Origin of the sequence: Frateuria terrea (genome assembly GCF_900115705.1) — a bacterium.
In the GTDB taxonomy this organism is placed as follows: Bacteria; Pseudomonadota; Gammaproteobacteria; order Xanthomonadales; family Rhodanobacteraceae; genus Frateuria_A; species Frateuria_A terrea.
The window spans coordinates 202,763-223,343 of sequence record NZ_FOXL01000008.1 but is presented as its reverse complement, the minus strand read 5'-3'; the positions used below and the strand labels follow the sequence as shown (position 1 = coordinate 223,343).

The window sequence follows — 20,581 nt, the reverse complement described above, 5'->3', positions numbered from 1 at the left end:
AGGGCGAGGCAGGGCGAGGCAGGGCGAGGCAGGGCGAGGCAGGGCGAGGCAGGGCGAGGCAGGGCGAGGCAGGGCGAGGCAGGGCGAGGCAGGGCCAACCAAATGAGCGCTTCACCAAGCGGTGGCGCAGCACAACCTATCGACTCCGTGGCGCCCTACTCGTCCAGGTCCATCATATGTTCATAATGCTTCAACTGATCGGTTCGGACAAAGACCTCCTTGAACTTAGCGATGTATACGGCGGGGTCTAGGTTGGGGAGATCCGAGATATTGATCGGATCACCATGTGACTGCCGATTTATAAATCGATAGAAAGGTTGGAATGCAGTATCGGAACTCTCGAGCGCTAGCAGGCTGTCCCGCAGACTCTGTTGGTTTGAGACAAACCCAAAATAATGCTCTAGGATGTATCGCATGGCGATCGGCAGGGCCACGGAATACCTGGTGGCTTGTTGTGACTCCTTTACGACCACCCAGTAGGACTGGTAATCGTTTTTTATTTCATCCCACTCCATTGGGGTTATCGAAGAATGTTGTTGCTTAGCTACCCTGAAGCACTCGCATTGCTTCAACAACCCCTTTTCTGGCTTGATTAGCTTAAATAGTTCGTGATAAAAGAATAGGCTATGAGTAAGAATAATGATCTGAGCAAATTGCCGAGGTCCGATGACCTCGCGCATAACTAGGGACGCAATGTCATACACGTGGTTATGGGAAAGGCTGGATACTGGATCATCGAGCACGACGACCCGGTTTCCTTTTCGGACGGTGCCATCGGAGGTCTCCGCGCCATTGAGCGATTCTAAGAAATAGATCATCGTGATTAGGGTTTTTTCTCCCTCGCTCAACGATTTATAGCTCGCCCTTCCTCTTTCTCCCCTGGAAATCCGATAGTACCCTTTATTTGCTTCGTCCTTCTCTATCTGGAACCCCTGAACCCCTAGTTGCTTGATCTTAAGATTGATTGCATCGACTGCGGCTTCAATCGTGTTGGATGATGCCCGAAGTTCACGTAGTCTACTTTGAGCCTCCATATAGCTATCTCGCAAGGCTTGAAGTTGCACCTCTATTGCGCCAGCTTTTGTGTCGAGTTCGGCTTTGGCTGTGATATAGGACGTGATAACTGCATCGTAGTCGAACCGCATTTTCTTCCAGAATCGGCTAATTACGAGCTCTTTCGATTGATCTCGTTTTTCCAATCGAGCATTATAGGTCGTGATGTCTGATTGCAAGCGTCCCAAGTGGCTCATCAACACTTGAAGCAAGCCGCTTGTCTGTTCCAGCTTGACCTGTTCCGCTGGAACGGAAAGCTTGGAATTAATAGCTTCTAGGTTCCTCGCCATCGCCAACTCAAGATCTTTGATTGCGCGCTGGCATTCGGCGTCACTAGTCACGTATTCATCCTGGAAAGGAGGACTTGCTAGCGTTTGCCTGAGCGTATTTAATGAGTCTCTGTATTGACTGGCGAGTAAATTGATCCTGCGTACTCGCTCGTTGTAAGAATTATCAAAGATATTGGCGACCTCGGCTGCAAAGTCATGCGGCAGTCCCTGCTGGCAGAAGGGACATTTTTGTTGAGATTGATCGAGATACGTCACGCCCCTCGCAACCCAATTCTGATTCCGTAGAGCGCTTATAAGGGGTGAAAGTCGACTGTCCTCCGAGCCCACAATTTCTTCTGCCCATAAGGCGTCTTCTTCAATGGTGGGCGCAACAAGATTGGGTAGCGATATATCATCCTTTCTACCAGCGGAGCTATCAAGCAGCTCATCTGCTTCCCTAAGCAGGGCGTCTAGGTCAACATCGCCGTCTTGCGAAGCGATGGCTAATAGATGTTGAAATAGTCTGGCCTTGTCTCCTCGGAGTTTATATTTTTCCAGACAGAATCGGAGCGCTGTTTGGTCAAAGCGTTCTTTGACCGACCAACACGCGTCCTTCGTCCGCTGGAGTAAGTCGTCTGCTTCGGATAGCAGGGCTTGCAATAGGGCCTTCTGAATGGCGCCTGCAACTCGATCGCGTTCGACTTGTTTCTCCAGCGCTTCTATTTCCCTTACTTCCTCTCCAGATTTTTCGCCCAGAGTGAAAATTCCGCGCATGCCATCTTTGGCATGAAAGTTCTCTTCTACATAATCGGCGTCGTAAATGAATAGCTCGGGCTGGTCGATTCCGTCTATTGATACGGAGCAGTCTTTCATTTCAGCGGGCATGTCCTTTCCGTGTGCCCGAATGAGTCGCGCGATGCTCGTTTTACCTGAGCCGTTATGACCATACAGAACGGCAACTGGCTTCTGCAGCGTTATCGGTGTCACCGCTTCGGCTGAGTACGAGGCATACCCTTTGAGGCTGATCTTCGTCGTGACCATGTCCTTCCCTGAGATTCGCTGGATACCGCAAGAATCGCCCAACGTAACGGGCAAGTAAACATCGCTGTAGCGAGCTTTACTCCCCGTAACCTTTTGATTCCAAAGCTTTACGAGAGGGTCCTGTCCCGCGACACTTCCGGGCTATCTCGGCGGGGATCGCCGCAACCGGAGGAAAGGGGATGGCTGTCTATGGTTACGCTCGTGTATCGACCGTTTCCCAGGCGCGGGATGGCGAGAGCTTGGAGGCCCAAACGCGGCAGATGAGCGCGTACGCAGCCTCGAGAGGGTTGGACTTGCCGCCGGATAACGTGTTCGTCGAGGCAGGGGTGAGTGGAGGGGTCGAGTTCCAGTGCCGTCCGGAGGGCGGGCGGCTGTACGGTTTGCTTCAACCCGGCGACCTGATTGTGTTCCCGAAGCTGGATCGGGCGTTTAGGAACACTCGGAACGCACTCAACGTTCTGCACGAGCTACGAGAGCGCAAGGTGCATGTGCACTTCATCGACTTGGGCGGTGACGTGACCGGCAACGGGATTGGAGCGATCGTGTTCACCATCCTCTCGGCCTTCGCTACCTTCGAGAAGGAGCGCATCGCCACCCGTATCCGGGAGGTCAAGCAGATGAAGAAGGCGCAGGGTAAGTTCACCGGTGGACGGCGCGCCTTTGGATACGAGGTTGTGGATTCGGTCAAGGTGCCGAAGCCGGACGAGCAGGCCATCATTGCCGAGATGCGTGCGTTGCGGACAGGCGGGGCAAGCTACCGCGATATTGGGTCGTGGCTCGGCGAGCAGCGCAAGCTCACCTTCTCGCCCATGGGAGTGAGGCACATCCTCAATGAAGCCAGGTAGCCCGAACACGACGCTGCACATCTACACACGCGTCTCCACGACTGCGCAGGAGGACAAGGGGACCTCGTTGGCATCACAGGAGGCGCTCGGGCGCCGGCGGGCAGGGGAGCTCGGCTTTGAAGCCCGTGTATGGAACGAGGGCGGTCGTAGCTCCAATCACGAGGACCTCAAGGACAGGCCCGTGTTGTACCAGTTGGTGCAGGAGATGCAGGCTGGAGCGGTCAAGCACCTGTTCGTGTACGACCAGTCCAGGCTGTCGCGGAACGACTTCGTCGCCTCCTTCATCCGAAACTTGCTCCAGAAGCAAGGCATCACGCTGTACACCAAGGACGGCACGTACGACTTCACCAGCCCTCCCGATCTGCTGTTGAGGCAGTTCCTTGATGCGTTCGCGCAGTTTGAGAACCTCGTTCGAGCAGACCGTACCCGCGCGGGGAAGCTGGCGCGAGCGAAACAGAACCGGTGGCATGGAGGGCCACCGGTGTTCGGCTATCGCCTCGAAGACCGAAGGCTGGTGGTGGAGCCGCCTGAGGCAGAGAAGGTCAAGCAGGTGTTCGAGCGGTATGCCGGGGGTGAATCGACCATTGCTATCAAGGCGTACTTGGATAGTTCCGGTGTGGCTCCGAGACGAGGAGGCGTCTGGACGACGGGGTCGATCCTCAAGATGCTGTCCAACACGCACTACATTGGATACTACAGCTATTCCGACAAGGCACTGAAGGAGACGGTGCGCGTCGAATGTCCACCCATCTTGGCGGTCAGCCTTTGGCAGGCGGTGCAGGAACGTAGGAGTGAAATTCTCCAGCGCAAAGGTCAGGTCAATCGGACCACGCACTTCTATCTGTTGCGGGACATGATGTTTTGTGGCGACTGCGGCTCGCCCATGGCAGCTAGGACGAGAGCCGCCAAGCATGAGCACTTCTACTACTGCCCGCAGAAGGAGCGGCAGTGGGTGAAAGGCACTGCTCCCGAGCACAAGTTCTCCAAAACGACAGGGTGCAGCTTCAAGCGCTCGATGAATATCGAGCAAGCCGATCGGCTCGTCTGGGAGGCGGCGCTCAAAGTTTCCCGCCAGGCCAAGTTCCGGCGGCGGCTTGCAGAAGGCATTGGAGCCACCGCAACCGTGGCTGCCAACCTCAAGAAGACCCAGAAGGCGATCAAAGCCAGGGAGAGAGAACTCAAGATCGCCAACGATGCACTGGTCCGACTCGATGTAGAGCGGCGGCTCGGCAGGCTAACCGCAGCCGAGCACGCTGATCGGTCCAAGCTCATGCTGCAGGAGCGTGACGCGCTCCTGGCAAAGCTCGAAATGCTCAAGACGGAAACGGATCTGGAACACCAGCGCCAGAAATGGGGCGAGTGGATCGCCACGTGGGGGGAGGAGGCGCCGAAGGAGGAGCTCACGCCGGAAGAGCGTAAGCGGTACCTATCGGGCCTAATCGAGCGCATCGACGTATGGTTCCGATCGGATACGAAGGAGCACGTGCTTGAGCTCAAGTTCGCGCGGGCTATCGCTGGCGATGCTGTAGTGAAGCGCGGTTCGAGCTACTGGAGCGTCCCCGGCATCGGTCCCGTAACCCTGCACGCAAGAGGGCCTGCCGGGGGAAAACAGTTGACCCCCGTTGGAACACATTCCGCTACGGTGGAATAAGAGCGGCTACATCGGCCCGTGCTCGACCTGCCGTTCGCGCTGCATCAGCGTCCATTCGGCGTGTTCGGTCAGCGCCGCATGGCCCAGCGCGCGCAGGATCGCGCGCTGCTCGGCCGGGTCGCCGGTGCGGTCCAGAGCCGCGCGGGCCGCGCCGAAGATGCGCTCCATGAAACGATATTGCTTGAGCAACACCTTGTCGGCCTTGCGGTAGGCGTAGGCCTCGCGCACCGCGGCGATGATCGAGAGGATGCCCATCACCGCGACCAGCGTGGCCTTGGTCGACTCGCCCAGGTGCAGCGCGAATACAGCCAGCAAGACGCTGATCGACACGCCGCTCCACAGGCTGATCGCGCCGATGGCCTCGGTGACCCGATGCAGGCCGGCGCATTCGACGCTCTTGCGTTCGTAGTAGTGCAGTTGGCCAGAGCGGCCGGCCTGGCCCACCCATTCCGCGATCACTTCGCTCAGGGCCGTTGCCGTGGCGGCGGGCGCGTGGCTGGGCGGTAGCCCGGAGGCGCGCATCACGTTGCGGATCCAGCCCAGTTCCACGTTCTGCTTCTGCAGGAAGTCGTCATGCGCGAACGCATGGTCGCGGGTCAGCGAAATGCCGGCGCGCCGCCAGTAGGACTGGATCCGCAGGCCTTCGGCCAGCGCCCGGTAGTCCAGGTACTTGCGGTGCCAGCCGCGACGCTTGGCAATCGCCGCCACCACGGCGCCCAGCGCGAACAGCAGCAGGAACAGATAGATCAGGTAGTCCTTGGCCGCGAAATGGGCGTAGCAGGTGAAGGCGATGCCCATCAGCGCCGCCATCACGTAGATCGAGCGCATGGCCAGCAGGACGCGATGCTGGAAATGCACGGCCAGCCAGTCCGCTTCCCGAAAGCTGCGCTCGATGGCCATGGCCGCTACCGTCGGCGGCGCGGCGGCGCCCGCGTTGGCCACGGTTCCAGACGCGGCGTCGATCGCAGCCGCGTGCCGGGTGCACTCGTCGTTGAACTCGGCCATGCGCTCGAACATCAACCGGAACGCCGCAGGGATCTCCGGTTCCGGGCCATCGGCCGCGGCATGGCGCCACTGCACGCGGATCGGCGGGCGCTCGTCCGCGGGAACATCGGCGCGGGCGCATGCGATGTGGCAAAGCAGGCGCTCGTCGCCGGCGCCGAGGATGTGGCGCGGGTCGCGCTCCTGCCCCGGCGGCCCGGGCAGCGTGCCGCTGAGGTAATAGCGCACGATCTGGGCGGTGCCGCCCAGCCGGTCGGACGCCTGGCCGTCCCAGATCGCCAGCAGGATGTGGCAGTGGCTGGCGATGTAGACGCCCGCCTGGGCGTACTGCTGGTCGCGCGGCGTGCCTGGGTTGCCCACGTCGTGGTGCGTGTGTCCGTGGCGCACCGGCAGCACCATGACCTCGGCCTGCCGGCACAGCGCCTCGAACCGGGCACGGGCAGCGGAATCGGTGAAGTCCTCGATGTACAGCTCGTGTGGCAGAGGCAGCGGTGCGATCAGGCGCAGGCCGAGTCCCAGCGCTTCCTCCGCCACCAGCTGATCGCCGCCCTCGGCCAGCGCGGACAGCACTACCAGCGGTAGCGACGGGTACGCCTGCCCGAGCGACTCCAGTAAACGACGCACGCAATGGCGGATGGCGTCCGTGTCCGCCTCCGGCAGGTCGCGATGGCTGGTTACGCCGATCACCAGGGGCGTCATGGCATTTTCAGGATCCCGACATGCCACGGCGGTACGGCCCCAGCACCGCCGCCGTTCCAGGTGAAATCGCGCTCACGCCGGCCATGTCTCATGCGCTCCCGATCCGGGGCCAGGGGGCCGCCGCCATCGGATGGCACGCCACCTCTGGGGCTGCCCGCATGCGACGAGGCCGCCGATCGAGGCACGGCTCAGTTGTTCTTGATCGTTGGCCGGGTGGATGTGCCCGGCAGCAGCGGGGTCGCCAGGCTCGGCGATGCCTCCTTCTGGTCAGACGCGTTCTCGTCATCGAGCGGCTCAGGCGCCAGGTCTTCGTGCTCTTTGTTGGAGGGCATGGGATTCTCCGGGATGTGAATGGTTCGGCCGCCAGTGCACTGGCGGCCCCGCGTTTACGCCTCGCCGCGTTATCGATCGGTGACGTCGGTCGGCGCCTTTCGACCCGGTGGGCCGTCCTTTCCGCAAGACGGCTAGTTGTTCTTGATCGTTGGCGTGGTGGACGTGCCGGTCGGCAAGTCGGCGACCGTGGAGTAGTCGTTGCCGTCGACCTCGACCGTCAACTGATAGGTCCAGGTACCGGCCGTGCTCGCGCTGTTGTTGGTGTCGCTGAGCGTCAGCTGGTTGCCGTTGCCGCTTATCGCGGGCGATCCGAAGATGCCCTCGGGCGGAGGCGTGGCTATCCATTGGAAAGAAATGATGGATCCGGACGCCGCGTTTCCGGTCAGCTGCCAGGTAATGGTCTGTGGATCGGGACTGCGGCCGACGTGGTTGGCGTTGCCTTGCTGATCGACCTGAACGGACCACGGGTCGGTCGACTCGTCCAGCGAGACGTGGAGATTGTTCGGCATGTCGGTTCCTCCAACGGTGGAGCTCGGTTGAGGTACTCAGTTCGTCCTTGGGTTTCCCTGTTCCCCGGCCAAATCATGGCTGTCGGCGCTGGTTGGCGGACGCCAGCCGTTGTTCGAACTGCGGATTGCGCGGATAGTCGATCTGCTCATGCCGCAACAGCGACAGCAGCGCCGGATCGCGATAGCCCGACGCCCACAGCCGCCCGATCACGGGCGTTGCCTCGTCCTTCCGGCCCATCCCGAGCAACGCATCCGTCTGCAACGCAAGCAGGCGCGGGTCGCCCCGACCGCTGCTTACCTTCTGCAAGAGCAGCAACGTGCGCTCGCGCAGTTGTCGGGCACGCGGCGCATCGCGCGTGAGGGCGGCCAGCTGCAGCCGGGCGGTCGCGGTGTCCAGCAGAGTGGCCCGGTCGTCAGGCTGTTTGGCGAGTAACGGGTCGAGCAGCTTCAGCGCTGCCCCCACCTGGCCGAGTGCCAGGTCGTCCCGCCCCGCTGCGAGCGCCTGCGCAGCCTGTTCCGATCTTGCTTCGGCCAGGCCCTGCTGCCAGTCGGCATTGGCAGGATCCTGCCGGGTCAGCGCCGAATAGATTCGCAGCGACTGATGGACCAGGGCGCTCGCTCCAGGCAGGTCGCCGGTCAGGCGCCGGAACCGGGCCAGTTGCGAGGAATACAGCGCCACCTTTTGCTGGAAACTGGTCTGGCTCGGATCGACCTTCGCCAGTTGGGTCGCCATGTCCAGCGCCTGCTGCATCTGGAGCAGGCCGGCCGGGGTATTGCCGACCATCATCGAGGTGCGCCCAAGCGTGGCCCGTACCCGCACGGTGTTCTCGCGCTGGTCATTGTCTTTCGGATCGCGCGCGCTCAGGCCGGTCTCGATCGCGTCGTCGGCCGCGTACTCGGCGAGCGCGGCCGCCAGATCGCCGCGCACCAACGCGGTCTTGCCCAGGTTGTTGTGCGCCGCACCCAACTGCGAGATCCATTGGGCGTTGGGCGGCCGGCCCGCTACCAGCGCCGTGCAGCGGACGAGCATGCGGCGGTATTCCGCTTCGGCCTGGTCGAGCTTCCCACGAGCTTCGAAAACGTGTCCGATGTTGTTGTCGATGGAGGTGAGCAGGAAGATCAGTTCGGGGTCGCCGGCCGCATGCGACTGGGCACGCTGCAGCACGTTCCTAGCCTCTTCGAAATGGCGCTGGGCGGCGTCCAGGTCGCCCAGGTTCCAGTCGGTCATGCCGATGAAAGCCAGGATCTCGGCATAGGAGGTCTGGCGCTCCGGATCGTCCGGTGCCGCATCGGCGAGCGGGCCGGCGACCTGTGCGGCGGCCTGGAAGGCGGCCATCGCCGCCGCCAGGTGGCCCTGGTCCGATCGCACGCTCCCGATCTTCTCCAGCGCCTTGGCGCGCTGCTGCAGCGCCTCGTCGGTGATGTCGGTCGGGGGCAGCGACTGGAAATAATCCATCGCCTTGTCGTCGACCGCCTCCATGATGTCCAGGCGCTGCACCTGGGCGAGCTTGTCGTTGAGGTCGCCGAGCATGAAGTCGACCAGCGCTTCGGCCTGCTTCTGGCGCCGCTCGGCGGCATGGCGCGCGATCACGGCGTCGATCGCCAGCAGGCTGGTCACCAGCATCACCAGCAAGGCCAGGCAGGCCAGCGCGGTCAGGCGCCGGTTGCGCCGCTGCAGTTCGCGCCGGCGCAACTGGTCGAACTCCAAATCGAGCAGGCCGGCGACGAGCTTGAGCTTGGCGTTGTGCTTGCCGTCCTTGCCGGGGCGCACGTCGGCGGCGACCGGTTCGGCGTCCTTCGCGCCGGGCGGCCCATTGCCGTCCAGAGGAAGGCGCAACGCCTTCGGCAGGCACTCCTGTGCCTGGTTGTCCCCGGCCGCGTTCGGCTCGCCGGCGACGACCAGGCAAAAAATGCGCCCGTCGCGGCCGAGCCGGCGAAAGGCGAGTACCTCCTCGCCGACCCAGCGCGAGGCCGCGGCGGCGGGCGAGCAGATGACGATCAGGTTGGCCGACTGGGCCAGCGCCTGGTTGACCTGGCGACCCAGGTCGCCCGAGGAAGCCAGCTCGTCGCGGTCACGGAAGACCGGCGCCAGCCGGCGAGGCACCACCCCCGCAGCGGTGCGTTGCCCAACCAGGCGCGAGGGCACGCGATAGGTCTCCAGCCCGCGATGCAGCCACTCCGCCCACGCCTTGTCGCGGTGGCTGTAGCTGATGAAGGCGCGGTAGCGAAGCGCTTCCGCTTGGGGTGCCCGGTTCATGACGACGACCCCGGATCGAGTCGCCCGATTCGCTGGCGGTGCGCCGGAACCTAGCATCCCGGTCGTGATGGATGCCTCACGGGCCGACGAAGCGGGCGTGGCAGCCGTGGCGCGTCAGCCGGCCAGTCGATCCATGGTTTCGCGCAAGCCGACGGACCAGTCGGGCAGGTCGATGCCGTGGTGCCTGAGGCCGGCGTTGTCCAGCACCGACCAGGCCGGGCGTCGTGCCGGCGTCGGAAACTCGGCGGTCGTGATCGGCGTGACCTTCGGGATGCGCCCGATAAGGCACCGGGCATGCGCCTCGTCGAAGATCGCGCTGGCGAAGCCGTGCCAGCTGGTGTAGCCGCTGGCCACCACGTGATGGATGCCTTGCAGCTGCCTGCGTTCGGTGGCGTCGGCATCGCACCAGCGGTCCAGCAGCGCCAGGCTGGCGCGCACGATCAACGCGGTGGAGGTGGGCGCACCGTACTGGTCGGCAACCACACGCAGTTCCTCGCGCTCGGCGCCCAGGCGCAGCATGGTGCGCAGGAAGTTGTGGCCGTGCGGGGCGTAGACCCACGCGGTGCGCAGGATCAGGTGGTCGGCCCCGCTGGCGCGCAACGCTTCCTCGCCGGCGAGTTTGCTGCGGCCGTAGGCACCCAGCGGACCGGTGGGTGCGTCGACAGGGTAGGGAGCGGTCGCGCTGCCGTCGAACACGTAATCGGTCGAGTAGTGCACTACCAGTGCGCCATGTGCCGCAGCCCAGGCGCCCAGCTCGCCGACCGCTTCGCCGTTGACGCGGGCAGCCAGGGCTTCTTCCTGCTCGGCGCGGTCGACCGCGGTGTAGGCAGCGGTGTTGACGATCACGTCGGGTGCCAGCTGGCCGAGCAGCCGGTCCAGGCCCGGCCGGGCAAGATCGGCCACCTCGGCGCGCCCGCCATTCCACAGCGAACCGTTGCGCGTGGCCACCGCGAGTTTCCCGCGCGCGGCCAGTCCGCCATCCTCGACGAAGCTGCGGCCGAGCTGGCCGTTGGCGCCCAGCAGCAGGATCTTCATGGGGCGTAGACGGGCAGGCGCTCGGCGGGAACGTCCTTCAGGAACGGCGCGCGGGTGTCCTTGTCAGACAGCAGCGGCGCGCTGACCGGCCAGTCGATGCCGATGTCCGCGTCGTTCCAGCGGAGGCTGGCGTCGCCCTCGCGGTCGTAGAGCGCGGTGCACTGGTAGGTGAAAGTGGCGAACTCGGAGAGTACGCAAAAGCCGTGGGCGAAGCCTTCGGGAATCCAGAAGTGACGATGGTTGTCGGCGGTGAGCATGGCGCCGGCCCAGCGGCCGAAAGTGGGCGAACCGCGGCGGATGTCCACTGCCACGTCGTAGACCTCACCCTCCAGCACGCTGACCAGCTTGCCCTGCGGATTGGGCCACTGGTAGTGCAGGCCGCGCAGCACGCCCCTGGCCGAGCGCGAGACGTTCGACTGCACGAAGCGTCTTTCGATGCCCGCCTCGCGGTATTTGGCCTCGTTGTAGCTTTCGTAGAAGAAGCCGCGGGCATCGCCGAATACCTGCGGTTCGATCACCACCACGCCGGGCAGGGCGGTCTGGAGGATCTTCATCGCACGAGGCCCTGGTTGATCAGGTTCTTGAGGTACTGGCCATAACCGGTCTTGGCCAGGGGCTCGGCCAGGCGCAGCAATTGTTCGGCGTCGATCCAGGCCTTCTGGAAGGCGATCTCCTCCGGGCAGCACACCTTCAAACCCTGGCGGTGCTCGATGGTCTGGATGAAGTTGCCCGCTTCCATCAGCGATTCGTGCGTGCCGGTGTCCAGCCAGGCGTAGCCACGGCCCAACTGCTCCAGATGCAGGTTGCCACCGGTCAGGTAGCAGCGGTTCAAGTCGGTGATTTCCAGCTCGCCACGCGGCGAGGGGCTGAGCGAGGCGGCGTAGTCGCAGGCGCGTTCGTCGTAGAAATACAGGCCGGTGACGGCGTAGTTCGATTTCGGGCTGGCCGGCTTTTCCTCCAGCCCGACCACGCGGCCGTCGGCGTCGAATTCAGCCACGCCATAGCGCTCGGGATCGCGCACCCAATAGCCGAATACGGTGGCGCCCTGTTCGCGCGCGGCGGCGCGCTGCAGGCGTTCGGTTAGGCCCACGCCGTAGAAGATGTTGTCGCCCAGCACCAGGCAACTGGGCGCGCCGCCGAGGAACTCGCGACCGATCAGGAACGCCTGCGCCAGACCATCCGGCGAGGGCTGTACCGCGTACCGGATGTCCATGCCCCACTGCGATCCGTCGCCCAACAGCCGCTGGAACAGTGCCTGCTCGTGCGGGGTATTGATCACCAGCACTTCGCGGATGCCGGCCAGCATCAGCATCGCCAGCGGGTAATAGATCATCGGCTTGTCGTACACCGGCAGCAGCTGCTTGCTGATGCCCTGGGTGATCGGATACAGCCGCGTGCCGGAACCGCCGGCCAGGATGATGCCCTTGCGTGCGCTCATGTGTCGTCTCCCTACGAGCCCAGTCGTTCCATGCGGTAGCTGCCGTCCAGCACCCGCTGCACCCAAAGCTGGTGCGCCAGGTACCAGTCGACCGTGTGTGCCATACCGCTTTCGAAGGTTTGCGTGGGCGTCCAGCCGAGCTCGTGCTGCAGCTTGCCCGCATCGATCGCGTAGCGGCGGTCGTGGCCGGGGCGGTCCTTGACGAAGGTGATCAGCGACTCGCGCGGGCGGCCGTCGGCCAGCGGCCGGCGGGCATCGAGTAGCGCGCAGATGGTCTTGACCACCGTGAGGTTCTCGCGCTCGGCATTGCCGCCCACGTTGTAGGTTTCACCGATGCGCCCGGCGTCGAGCACCCGGCGGATCGCGCTGCAGTGGTCGCCCACGTAAAGCCAGTCACGCACGTTCCTGCCATCGCCATAGACCGGCAGGGGCTCTCCGGCCAGGGCCTTCTGGATCACCAGCGGGATCAGCTTCTCCGGGAACTGGTAGGGCCCGTAGTTGTTCGAGCAGTTGGTAGTGAGCGTGGGCAAGCCGTAGGTGTGGTGGAACGCGCGCACCAGGTGATCGGAGGCCGCCTTGGAAGCGGAGTAGGGCGAGTTGGGCGCGTACGGCGTGGTTTCGGTGAATTTGCCCTCGGCGCCCAGCGAGCCGTACACCTCGTCCGTGGATACGTGCAGGAAACGGAACGCCCCGCGAGCGCCGCCATCCAGGCCGCGCCAGTAGTCGCGGGCGCATTCGAGCAGGCCGAGCGTGCCGACCACGTTGGTTTCGACGAACGCGGCCGGGCCGTCGATTGAGCGGTCGACATGGGATTCGGCGGCAAAGTTGATGATTGCCCGTGGCTGGTGATCAGCCAGCAGCCGGGCGACCAGGGCGCGATCGCCGATATCACCCTGCACGAACAGGTGCCGGTCGCTGCCTTCGAGCGAGGCAAGGGTGTCGAGGTTGCCGGCGTAGGTCAGTTTGTCCAGGTTGACCACGCGCAGGCCGCCGGCGACCGCCTGCAGCACGAAGTTGGCGCCGATGAAGCCGGCGCCGCCGGTGACGAGCAAGGTATCCATGATCCGGTCCGTCTTCCAAACCCCGTATTGTGCCATCGACAGGGCGGTTTGCGGGATCGCGGGTGCCGGCGGAAATAGCCGGAATTAAGGCAAAAGCAGGCTTCGCGGTTAAGATAGCTGCCCCATTGTTGTCGGCCCTTTGCCCCATGAACAAAAAGAACGCCGCCTCCCTCGGGCTCGGAACCCGCGCCATCCACGCAGGCCAGCATCCCGACCCGAGCACCGGCGCGATCATGACGCCGATCTACGCCACCTCGACCTACGTTCAGGAGAGTCCCGGCAAACACAAGGGCTATGAGTATTCGCGGACGCAGAACCCGACGCGGATGGCCTACGAGCACTGTGTGGCAGATTTGGAGGGCGGCGTGGCTGGGTTTGCCTTCGCGTCCGGCCTGGCGGCGGCGGCCACGGTGCTGGACCTGCTCGACTCAGGCAGCCACGTGATTGCGATGGATGACCTTTACGGCGGCAGCTACCGACTGTTCGAGCGGGTGCGCCGGCGCTCGGCCGGGCTGGACTTCGAGTTCATCGACCTCAATGACGCCAAAGCGCTGAAGGCCGCGCTCAAACCCAATACCCGCATGATCTGGGCCGAGACGCCGACCAACCCGATGCTCAAGCTGGTGGACCTGGCCAAGGTCGCCGCCTTTGCGAAGAAGCATGGCCTGATCCTGGTGGTGGACAACACTTTTTGCTCACCGATGGTCCAGCGGCCACTGGAATTCGGCGCGGACCTGGTGCTGCACTCGGCCACCAAGTACCTCAATGGTCATTCGGACATGGTCGGCGGCATCGTGGTCGCTGGCAACGAAGAGCTGGCCGAGCGGATGGCCTTCCTGCAGAACTCCGTGGGCGCCATCGCCGGCCCGTTCGACGCGTTCCTTGCCATGCGCGGCTTGAAGACCCTGCACCTGCGCATGCAGGCGCATTGCCGGAGCGCACTGGAACTGGCCCAATGGCTGGAGAAGCATCCTGCGGTCGAACGGGTGATCTACCCGGGCCTGAAGAGCCATCCGCAACACGCGCTGGCGCGCCGGCAGATGCACGGCTTCGGCGGCATTGTGACGATCGAGGTCAAGGGCGGCCTGCGCAAGGCCCGCCGCATGCTGGAGCGCTGCGAGCTGTTCGCGTTGGCCGAGTCCCTCGGCGGCGTGGAAAGCCTGATCGAGCATCCGGCCATCATGACCCACGCCTCGGTGCCGCCGGCCAACCGCAAGCGGCTGGGCATCAGCGACGGACTCGTGAGGTTGTCGGTGGGCGTGGAGGATATTGCGGATCTACGTGCAGAGTTGGAGTTTGCGTTGCAATGAGTCCGATGCCACGACAGGGACGAAGTGACGCCACGGTATTGCAGGATCGTCGCCGTTGGGAGAGCCCGTTCGCCTCGCTACTTCGAAATGGATCTTTGGTGTGGGAGTTGAGCAAGCGCGAAGTATTAGGGCGTTACCGTGGCGCGAGTTTCGGCTTGGCGTGGTCCGTCATAAGCCCGTTTATGATGCTGTGCATATACGCTTTTGCGTTCGGCACCATAATGAAGAGCCGTTGGCCGCACGAGGCTGGCGGGGATCACTCGTACGCGGCGATATTGTTCACTGGCTTGATCGTGCACGGATTCTTTGCAGAATGCGTGTCGCGCGCCACCACCCTTGTGGTCGGTAATCCGAACTTCGTCAAACGGGTAGTATTTCCGCTCGATGTATTGCCCTGGCCGATGATGTTTTCGGCGTTGTTTCACGCATTCATGAACGTGGTTGTTCTGGCGCTGCTCATGTTGGCACTGGAGCATCGGTTGCATCTGACCCTGCTTCTGTTGCCTTTGATCTTAGTTCCACTAATGCTGTTGACGATGGGCATGTGCTGGTTTTTGGCGTCTGTGGGTGTTTATTTTCGCGATATCAGCCAAGTGATGCCGGTATTCATGACGGCCATGCTCTTCCTGTCTTCGGCAATTATTCCGGTCAGTATTTTGCCCAAAAACCTACAAACTCTGTTCAATCTCAATCCGCTGACCTTTTTTATCGACGAGGCTCGCGTTGTGGTGCTCATGGGCGAAGCGCCGAACTGGGGGGCGCTTGCATTGGCGACAGTAACTGGTCTGCTGGTGGCTTGGCTGGGGCATGCTTGGTTCGTAATGACGCAACGGGGATTTGCTGATGTCCTCTGAGATCGTCATTGAAGTGCGTGGCATGGGCAAGATTTACCCGATATACGACAAACCGCATCATCGATTGATGCAGATGATATTGGGCGGGAACAAGCGGTGGTATCGCGAATTTGAAGCCCTGCGCGACATTAACTTTACGATCCAGCGAGGCGAAACCGTAGGGATCGTCGGACGCAACGGCTCGGGCAAATCGACCTTGTTGCAGATCATTTGTGGAACCTTGGCCCCGTCGACCGGTGACGTTCGAGTGCGCGGACGAGTGGCCGCATTACTGGAACTCGGTGCCGGCTTCAATCCAGAGTTCACTGGCAGAGAGAATGTTTACCTGAACGGATCGGTGCTTGGCCTGACCCGTAGCGAAATCGACAAACGTTTTGATGAAATTGCGGCGTTTGCCGATATCGGTGAGTTTATCGAACAACCGGTTAAAAGCTATTCTAGTGGCATGGCCATGAGGTTAGCTTTTTCGGTGATGGCGCATGTCGACGCTGACATCCTTATCATTGATGAGGCGCTTGCGGTAGGTGACGCCTTTTTTACGCAAAAATGCATGCGCTACCTGCGCGAATTTAAAACGCGAGGCACTCTGCTGTTTGTCAGTCACGACAGTTCAGCAGTTACCGGGCTATGCGAGCGCGCCGTCTGGTTGGATCACGGACGGCAACAAGCGTGCGGTACAGCCAAGGAAGTAGTTCACGCGTACTTGGAAGCTTTCATGGCCGAGCGTCAGGGAGGGGCATTACGGCGCGAGTCAGTTGGAGCAGGGAAACGTGCCAAGTTGCGACGCAAAGATTGCCGGCAGGAGCTAATTGATCGCTCGTTGCTTCGTAATGACATTGAAATTTCGACGTTCCATCCCGATGCGGAAAGTTTTGGTGAGCTGAAGGCTCGCGTGGTCGATGTGGCCATTCTCGACGAACATGATAAGCAGATGCGTTGGGTTACCGGCGGCGAGAGCGTGGTATTGGAGCTTACCGCCGAAGCCAATGAGCCGTTAGAAAATGTCATTGTCGGATTTTATGTGAAGGACCGGCTCGGCCAGTTTTTGTTTGGTGACAACACCTATCTCAGTTATCTGGACACTGGCTTTTCGGTCGCTGCTGGAGAAACATTCCGCGCCCGTTTTCACTTTGATATGCCGCGCCTGCAAGCAGGAGATTACTTTGTCACAGCTGGGGTGGCGGATGGCAGCCAGAGTGACCATGTCATCCAAAGCTGGGTTCATGAGGCTTTGATATTTAAATCTCAGGGAACACAAGCTCCGGCGGGCATCATTGGTCTTCCCATGTACAGCATTACCCTCGACCGTGAATGATTCCATGAAACCTTTTCGTCTTGACGATCATCCGGTCGCTTTTCTGCGGCCGCGGCTCTCGTTCCCATTCGCATGGGCGGGTCATATCCCATTTGCGTATCTACTGATCGACTTGCTGCGCCCTCGGAGCTTGGTTGAGCTGGGTACCGATTCCGGTAATTCGTACCTGGCCTTCTGTCAAGCGGTCCTCCGCTTGAATATTGGGACACGTTGCACGGCGATTGATTCGTGGGAGGGCGACGCGCATGCACGAAAATACGCAGACGATGTTTATCTTAGCCTGAAGGCCTATCACGACCCATTGTATGGAAGCTTTTCGCACTTGAAGCGTTGTTTCTTCGACGAGGCGATAGTTGATTTCGCTGACGCCAGCATTGATCTGCTACATATTGATGGTCTTCATTCCTATGAGGCCGTGCGGCACGATTTCGAAACATGGTTGCCGAAATTGAGCGACCGTGCTGTCGTGCTTTTCCATGACTCGCAGGTGCGAGATCGCGGCTTTGGGGTTTTCCGTCTAATCGAAGAGTTAGCCGAACGCTACCCTACGTTCGATTTCACCCATAGCAATGGTTTGGCAGTAGTGCAGGTGGGCACGCATGCGCCTGACGGGTTCCAGGCCTTCATGCAGGCGGCGCAGGCCGAACCAGAGCGCATGCGCGAGTGCTTCAGTCAACTGGGGCAGACCATTGTCCGTGCGGATGGCGCGGCTCCGGCGCAAGTGGAAGTAACCGCACCGGATCTAGTGTGCAGCCTTTTCTACCGGCAACAAGATGAGCACTTCAGCGAAGAGCGATTGCTAAGCGCGAAGCTCGATGTCACCGAGGGCAGACGGGCGATCGAGTTCCTGCTTCCGCCGGGCATACGTCCGGACTATATCCGGCTGGATCCCGGCGAGGCGCCCGGTGTTTTTCGTGTAGGTGCGATGTCCCTCGCCATCGAGGGCGGAGTTGCTCACGATGTGCCGGTGGCCGATCTTCACGCCAGGCTGGGTTTCCTCCATTGCGACGTTTGTCCGCCCGAGAAGGCTGGCGAGCTACGAATTGTTGCGCTTGAGCGCGACCCTTATGTGGAAATCGAGATTGCCGATCTCGTGGGCGGCTTATCGCCGGCCGGGGCATTGGTGTTGCGGTTGGAGCTGACGATCGAGGTTGTGCTCAACGAACCGGCAACATGGGAGATCGCAGCTACGCAGGCCAGAGCACTTGGCGAGATCAGGCAAGCCGCGGCGGGCCAGGTCGCCTTGCGAACCGTGGGTCGAAGTGTGGAACGGCTGAATCTCAGTCAGCGGGAGCACGCGCGGGCGCTGGATGAACAGGTCGCTCAGGTAGAGGCTGCCTTACAGAAGCGCCTGAGAGATATCGATCAGCATCTGACCGACGCTGTCGGCCGCCTGACAGCGATTGTCGAGCCGCTGCGAAAGGGGCAGGTTCGCCATGAGACGCTTCTGCGCACTCTACTGAAGCGGCAGGATATCTTTTCGCGACTGCGTCGGCGAGTGGCACGGACCGAGTTTCAACTGATGCCAATCCAGCAGCTTGAGGCGTTGGACCCAAGCGAACGACGTTGGCAGGTAACCGGGGCCGATCCGATATTCGCTTGCGGTAGCGATAATTTTCCCATGGCGCCGGGCTGGTACATGATCAGCCTCGACATGGAGCAGCACGACGGCAGTCCCGTGCAAGCAATCCTCTACCCAGACTACGGCCCGGACGTACCGCCGGACACGCAAGGCATAAACATGTCTTTCGTCAAGCCTGGCCAGTCGTTGCACCGCGGCGTCGTACGTTTCTCCCACCCCTTGCATGGCTTGCGATTCGATCCGGCCATGTCACCCTGCCAGCTATCTGTCCGTCGCCTTGTCATGAGGCGTGTGAGTAAGGTCACGGCGGCACTGGCGCTGGTGCAGGCAGCCCGGACTGCCTCCCGCCTACCAGGCAGGAAGGGAATCGGCCCGCGCATGTTGGTCGGCAGGCTTCGCGAACTCGGCTTGCGCGGTGTTTTGGGTGCGCTATATAGGTCGTATGCGAGGCCAACCGGAGTCGCCAATACATATGATGCGTGGCTGGAGAATTACGATCGCGTCACGCCGCAGGATGTCGAGCAAGCGCGTACGGTGTGCGCGGCCTGGGAGTTTCAGCCACTGATGTCGGTCCTTGTGCCTGTCTACAACACCGAGGAGAAGTGGTTGCGACGCTGCATCGAGAGCGTGCAGGCGCAGGCTTATCCGAACTGGGAGCTGTGTATAGCGGATGATGCCTCCCCAGCGCCGCATGTCGCTCGGATATTGAACGAGTATGCCGCGAAAGATGGCCGCATCCGGCTCGTAAGACGCCCTCGGAACGGTCATATTTCGGCTACCTCCAATAGCGCTCTGGCACTGGCGAGCGGGGAATACGTCGCGTTGCTCGATCATGATGATGAGCTGCATCCACTGGCCTTGTTCGAGGTCGTCAAGTACCTGCAAAGCCATCGCTCGTGGAAGCTTATCTATAGCGACGAGGACAAGATTGACCAGGACGGGCGACGTTATGATCCCTACATGAAGCCGGATTGGAACTACGATCTGCTGCTGTCACAGAATTGCATCAGCCACCTGGGCATATACCAGCGTCAATTGCTGCTTGATGTTGGGGGTTTCCGTGAAGGTTACGAAGGCAGTCAGGACTGGGACCTTGCCTTGCGATGCATAGAAAGACTCGCGCCAACAAACATCGGACATATTCCCCGAGTGCTTTACCACTGGCGCGCGATCCCTGGTTCAACTGCCATGGCGGTCGACGAGAAAAGCTATGCCCGCAAGGCCGGCATGAAGGCTATTGGTGAGCATCTAGAGCGTATAAAGGTCAAGGCGAAGCTGCAGGAAATCGTTGGGCGACCGGGAAATTTCCGTGTGAGCTACGCCCTGCCTACACAAGCGCCAAAGATCAGTCTGATCATTCCGACACGCGACGGGCTCAAGCTGCTCGAACGCTGTGTCAATTCAATTCTCGCCCTCACCACCTACGACAATTACGAAATCATCATCGTAGACAACCAGTCACAGGATCCTGCCACGTTGCAGTACTTGAGGGACGTCGTAGTCAACCCGAAGGTGAAAGTTATCGCGTACGACCAGCCATTCAACTACTCCGCGCTAAACAATTACGCAGTGCGGCAAACCCAGGGCGAGCTGGTCGGTCTGGTCAACAACGACATCGAGGTAATCTCACCCGACTGGCTACAAGAGATGGCTGGCCATGCGATGCGCCCTGAGATCGGAGCCGTCGGTGCGATGCTCTACTACCCTAACGACACCATCCAGCATGCCGGTGTCGTGCTCGGCGTGCACGGTGTGGCTGCACATGCTTATTGCGGCAAGCCACGTGGTTACCCCGGACAGATGGGCCGGGCCGCGCTTACACAGAACATGAGCGCGGTGACCGCCGCTTGTCTGCTGATCAGGCGTGAGGTGTTCGAGGAGGTGAACGGTTTGGACGAGTCCTTGCAGGTCGCGTTCAACGATATCGATTTCTGCCTGCGGGTGAAGCAACGCGGATATCGCAATTTATGGACTCCGTTTGCCGAGCTGTATCACCACGAGTCGGCTACCCGGGGTTATGAAGATTCCCCGGAGAAGCAGGCGCGCTTCGCCAGCGAAGTCGAATCGATGCTGGCAAGGTGGCCGTTTGAGCTGGCCGCTGACCCGTTTTACAGCTGCAATCTCACGTTAGTAGGAACGCCGTTCGAACTCGCGTTTCCTCCACGCATGCCCATGTAGCCACAGGCGGTTGGGGCGGCAGCTAGAACGTGGACGGTACCCAGTGACGGTGCCGCGGCGGGTTGTGAGTTATCGATCTGTTTTGGCGATGCGGACCGATTGGTGGGCGAGTGTAGATCCAAGGCGCGATCTTTGAAAACGCGTCAGCC

The 20,581-nt window shown here is 61.4% G+C and carries 15 protein-coding genes; 6 read left to right on the top strand and 9 right to left on the bottom strand.

The window, feature by feature from the left end:
- Positions 1-155: 155 nt before the first annotated feature.
- Positions 156-2,363: an AAA family ATPase gene (locus BMZ38_RS15085; protein WP_091339525.1), complete on the bottom strand. Its 2,208-nt coding sequence runs from the start codon at positions 2,361-2,363 to the stop codon at positions 156-158.
- 179 nt (positions 2,364-2,542) lie between these two features.
- Between BMZ38_RS15085 and BMZ38_RS15080 the strand changes: the two genes are divergently transcribed.
- Together BMZ38_RS15080 and BMZ38_RS15075 are read left to right on the top strand one after the other, a co-directional pair.
- Complete coding sequence (locus BMZ38_RS15080) at positions 2,543-3,208, top strand: recombinase family protein (RefSeq protein WP_091339522.1); 666 nt, start codon at positions 2,543-2,545, stop codon at positions 3,206-3,208.
- Positions 3,195-4,859 (top strand): recombinase family protein, encoded by a 1,665-nt coding sequence (locus BMZ38_RS15075; RefSeq protein ID WP_091339518.1) that lies wholly within the window; start codon positions 3,195-3,197, stop codon positions 4,857-4,859. Before BMZ38_RS15080 ends, BMZ38_RS15075 begins: the two co-directional genes overlap by 14 nt.
- A 6-nt stretch (positions 4,860-4,865) precedes the next feature.
- Here the strand turns inward: BMZ38_RS15075 and BMZ38_RS15070 are convergent, their stop codons facing one another.
- The 8 genes from BMZ38_RS15070 to rfbB all read right to left on the bottom strand — a co-directional run bounded on the left by BMZ38_RS15070 (position 4,866) and on the right by rfbB (position 13,193).
- A complete protein-coding gene (locus BMZ38_RS15070; protein WP_091339515.1) occupies positions 4,866-6,560 on the bottom strand; it encodes a DUF4231 domain-containing protein in 1,695 nt (564 codons plus the stop codon).
- Positions 6,561-6,748: 188 nt separating this feature from the next.
- Positions 6,749-6,892 carry a hypothetical protein gene (locus BMZ38_RS17830; protein WP_175483748.1) on the bottom strand — a complete coding sequence of 48 codons (144 nt, stop codon included), beginning with the start codon at positions 6,890-6,892 and terminating at the stop codon, positions 6,749-6,751.
- A gap of 132 nt (positions 6,893-7,024) precedes the next feature.
- The gene (locus BMZ38_RS15065; RefSeq protein WP_091339513.1) at positions 7,025-7,402 is read right to left on the bottom strand and encodes a hypothetical protein; all 378 of its coding nucleotides are present in this window, start codon (positions 7,400-7,402) and stop codon (positions 7,025-7,027) included.
- 73 nt (positions 7,403-7,475) lie between these two features.
- The gene (locus BMZ38_RS15060; protein WP_091339509.1) at positions 7,476-9,659 is read right to left on the bottom strand and encodes a toll/interleukin-1 receptor domain-containing protein; all 2,184 of its coding nucleotides are present in this window, start codon (positions 9,657-9,659) and stop codon (positions 7,476-7,478) included.
- Between the two features lie 114 nt (positions 9,660-9,773).
- A complete protein-coding gene (rfbD, locus tag BMZ38_RS15055) occupies positions 9,774-10,694 on the bottom strand; it encodes a dTDP-4-dehydrorhamnose reductase (protein ID WP_091339506.1) in 921 nt (306 codons plus the stop codon).
- On the bottom strand, positions 10,691-11,248 hold the full coding sequence (rfbC, locus tag BMZ38_RS15050) for a dTDP-4-dehydrorhamnose 3,5-epimerase (RefSeq protein WP_091339503.1): 558 nt from the start codon (positions 11,246-11,248) through the stop codon (positions 10,691-10,693). Before rfbC ends, rfbD begins: the two co-directional genes overlap by 4 nt.
- Positions 11,245-12,132 carry a glucose-1-phosphate thymidylyltransferase RfbA gene (rfbA, locus tag BMZ38_RS15045; protein ID WP_091339501.1) on the bottom strand — a complete coding sequence of 296 codons (888 nt, stop codon included), beginning with the start codon at positions 12,130-12,132 and terminating at the stop codon, positions 11,245-11,247. The genes rfbC and rfbA overlap by 4 nt, the downstream gene beginning before the upstream one ends.
- An 11-nt stretch (positions 12,133-12,143) precedes the next feature.
- On the bottom strand, positions 12,144-13,193 hold the full coding sequence (gene rfbB, locus BMZ38_RS15040) for a dTDP-glucose 4,6-dehydratase (protein WP_091339498.1): 1,050 nt from the start codon (positions 13,191-13,193) through the stop codon (positions 12,144-12,146).
- A 146-nt stretch (positions 13,194-13,339) separates the two neighbouring features.
- On the opposite strand from rfbB, the gene BMZ38_RS15035 reads away from it, so the two are divergent.
- The 4 genes from BMZ38_RS15035 to BMZ38_RS15020 all read left to right on the top strand — a co-directional run bounded on the left by BMZ38_RS15035 (position 13,340) and on the right by BMZ38_RS15020 (position 20,432).
- Positions 13,340-14,503: a trans-sulfuration enzyme family protein gene (locus BMZ38_RS15035; RefSeq protein ID WP_091339495.1), complete on the top strand. Its 1,164-nt coding sequence runs from the start codon at positions 13,340-13,342 to the stop codon at positions 14,501-14,503.
- Positions 14,504-14,610: 107 nt separating this feature from the next.
- Positions 14,611-15,357 carry an ABC transporter permease gene (locus BMZ38_RS15030; protein ID WP_245747250.1) on the top strand — a complete coding sequence of 249 codons (747 nt, stop codon included), beginning with the start codon at positions 14,611-14,613 and terminating at the stop codon, positions 15,355-15,357.
- Positions 15,347-16,672 (top strand): ABC transporter ATP-binding protein, encoded by a 1,326-nt coding sequence (locus BMZ38_RS15025; protein WP_091339492.1) that lies wholly within the window; start codon positions 15,347-15,349, stop codon positions 16,670-16,672. The genes BMZ38_RS15030 and BMZ38_RS15025 overlap by 11 nt, the downstream gene beginning before the upstream one ends.
- Before the next feature lie 4 nt (positions 16,673-16,676).
- Entirely contained in the window at positions 16,677-20,432 is a 3,756-nt protein-coding gene (locus BMZ38_RS15020) for a glycosyltransferase (protein WP_091339489.1), read from the top strand.
- Positions 20,433-20,581: the final 149 nt, after the last annotated feature.

Coding starts and splice junctions, on each gene's coding strand:
- BMZ38_RS15080 (WP_091339522.1), top strand. CDS start 2,543: ATGGCTGTCTATGGTTACGCTCGTGTATCGACCGTTTCCCAGGCGCGG.
- BMZ38_RS15070 (WP_091339515.1), bottom strand. CDS start 6,560: ATGACGCCCCTGGTGATCGGCGTAACCAGCCATCGCGACCTGCCGGAG.
- rfbA (WP_091339501.1), bottom strand. CDS start 12,132: ATGAGCGCACGCAAGGGCATCATCCTGGCCGGCGGTTCCGGCACGCGG.
- BMZ38_RS17830 (WP_175483748.1), bottom strand. CDS start 6,892: ATGCCCTCCAACAAAGAGCACGAAGACCTGGCGCCTGAGCCGCTCGAT.
- rfbD (WP_091339506.1), bottom strand. CDS start 10,694: ATGAAGATCCTGCTGCTGGGCGCCAACGGCCAGCTCGGCCGCAGCTTC.
- BMZ38_RS15065 (WP_091339513.1), bottom strand. CDS start 7,402: ATGCCGAACAATCTCCACGTCTCGCTGGACGAGTCGACCGACCCGTGG.
- rfbC (WP_091339503.1), bottom strand. CDS start 11,248: ATGAAGATCCTCCAGACCGCCCTGCCCGGCGTGGTGGTGATCGAACCG.
- BMZ38_RS15035 (WP_091339495.1), top strand. CDS start 13,340: ATGAACAAAAAGAACGCCGCCTCCCTCGGGCTCGGAACCCGCGCCATC.
- BMZ38_RS15060 (WP_091339509.1), bottom strand. CDS start 9,659: ATGAACCGGGCACCCCAAGCGGAAGCGCTTCGCTACCGCGCCTTCATC.
- BMZ38_RS15025 (WP_091339492.1), top strand. CDS start 15,347: ATGTCCTCTGAGATCGTCATTGAAGTGCGTGGCATGGGCAAGATTTAC.
- BMZ38_RS15075 (WP_091339518.1), top strand. CDS start 3,195: ATGAAGCCAGGTAGCCCGAACACGACGCTGCACATCTACACACGCGTC.
- rfbB (WP_091339498.1), bottom strand. CDS start 13,193: ATGGATACCTTGCTCGTCACCGGCGGCGCCGGCTTCATCGGCGCCAAC.
- BMZ38_RS15085 (WP_091339525.1), bottom strand. CDS start 2,363: ATGGTCACGACGAAGATCAGCCTCAAAGGGTATGCCTCGTACTCAGCC.
- BMZ38_RS15020 (WP_091339489.1), top strand. CDS start 16,677: ATGAAACCTTTTCGTCTTGACGATCATCCGGTCGCTTTTCTGCGGCCG.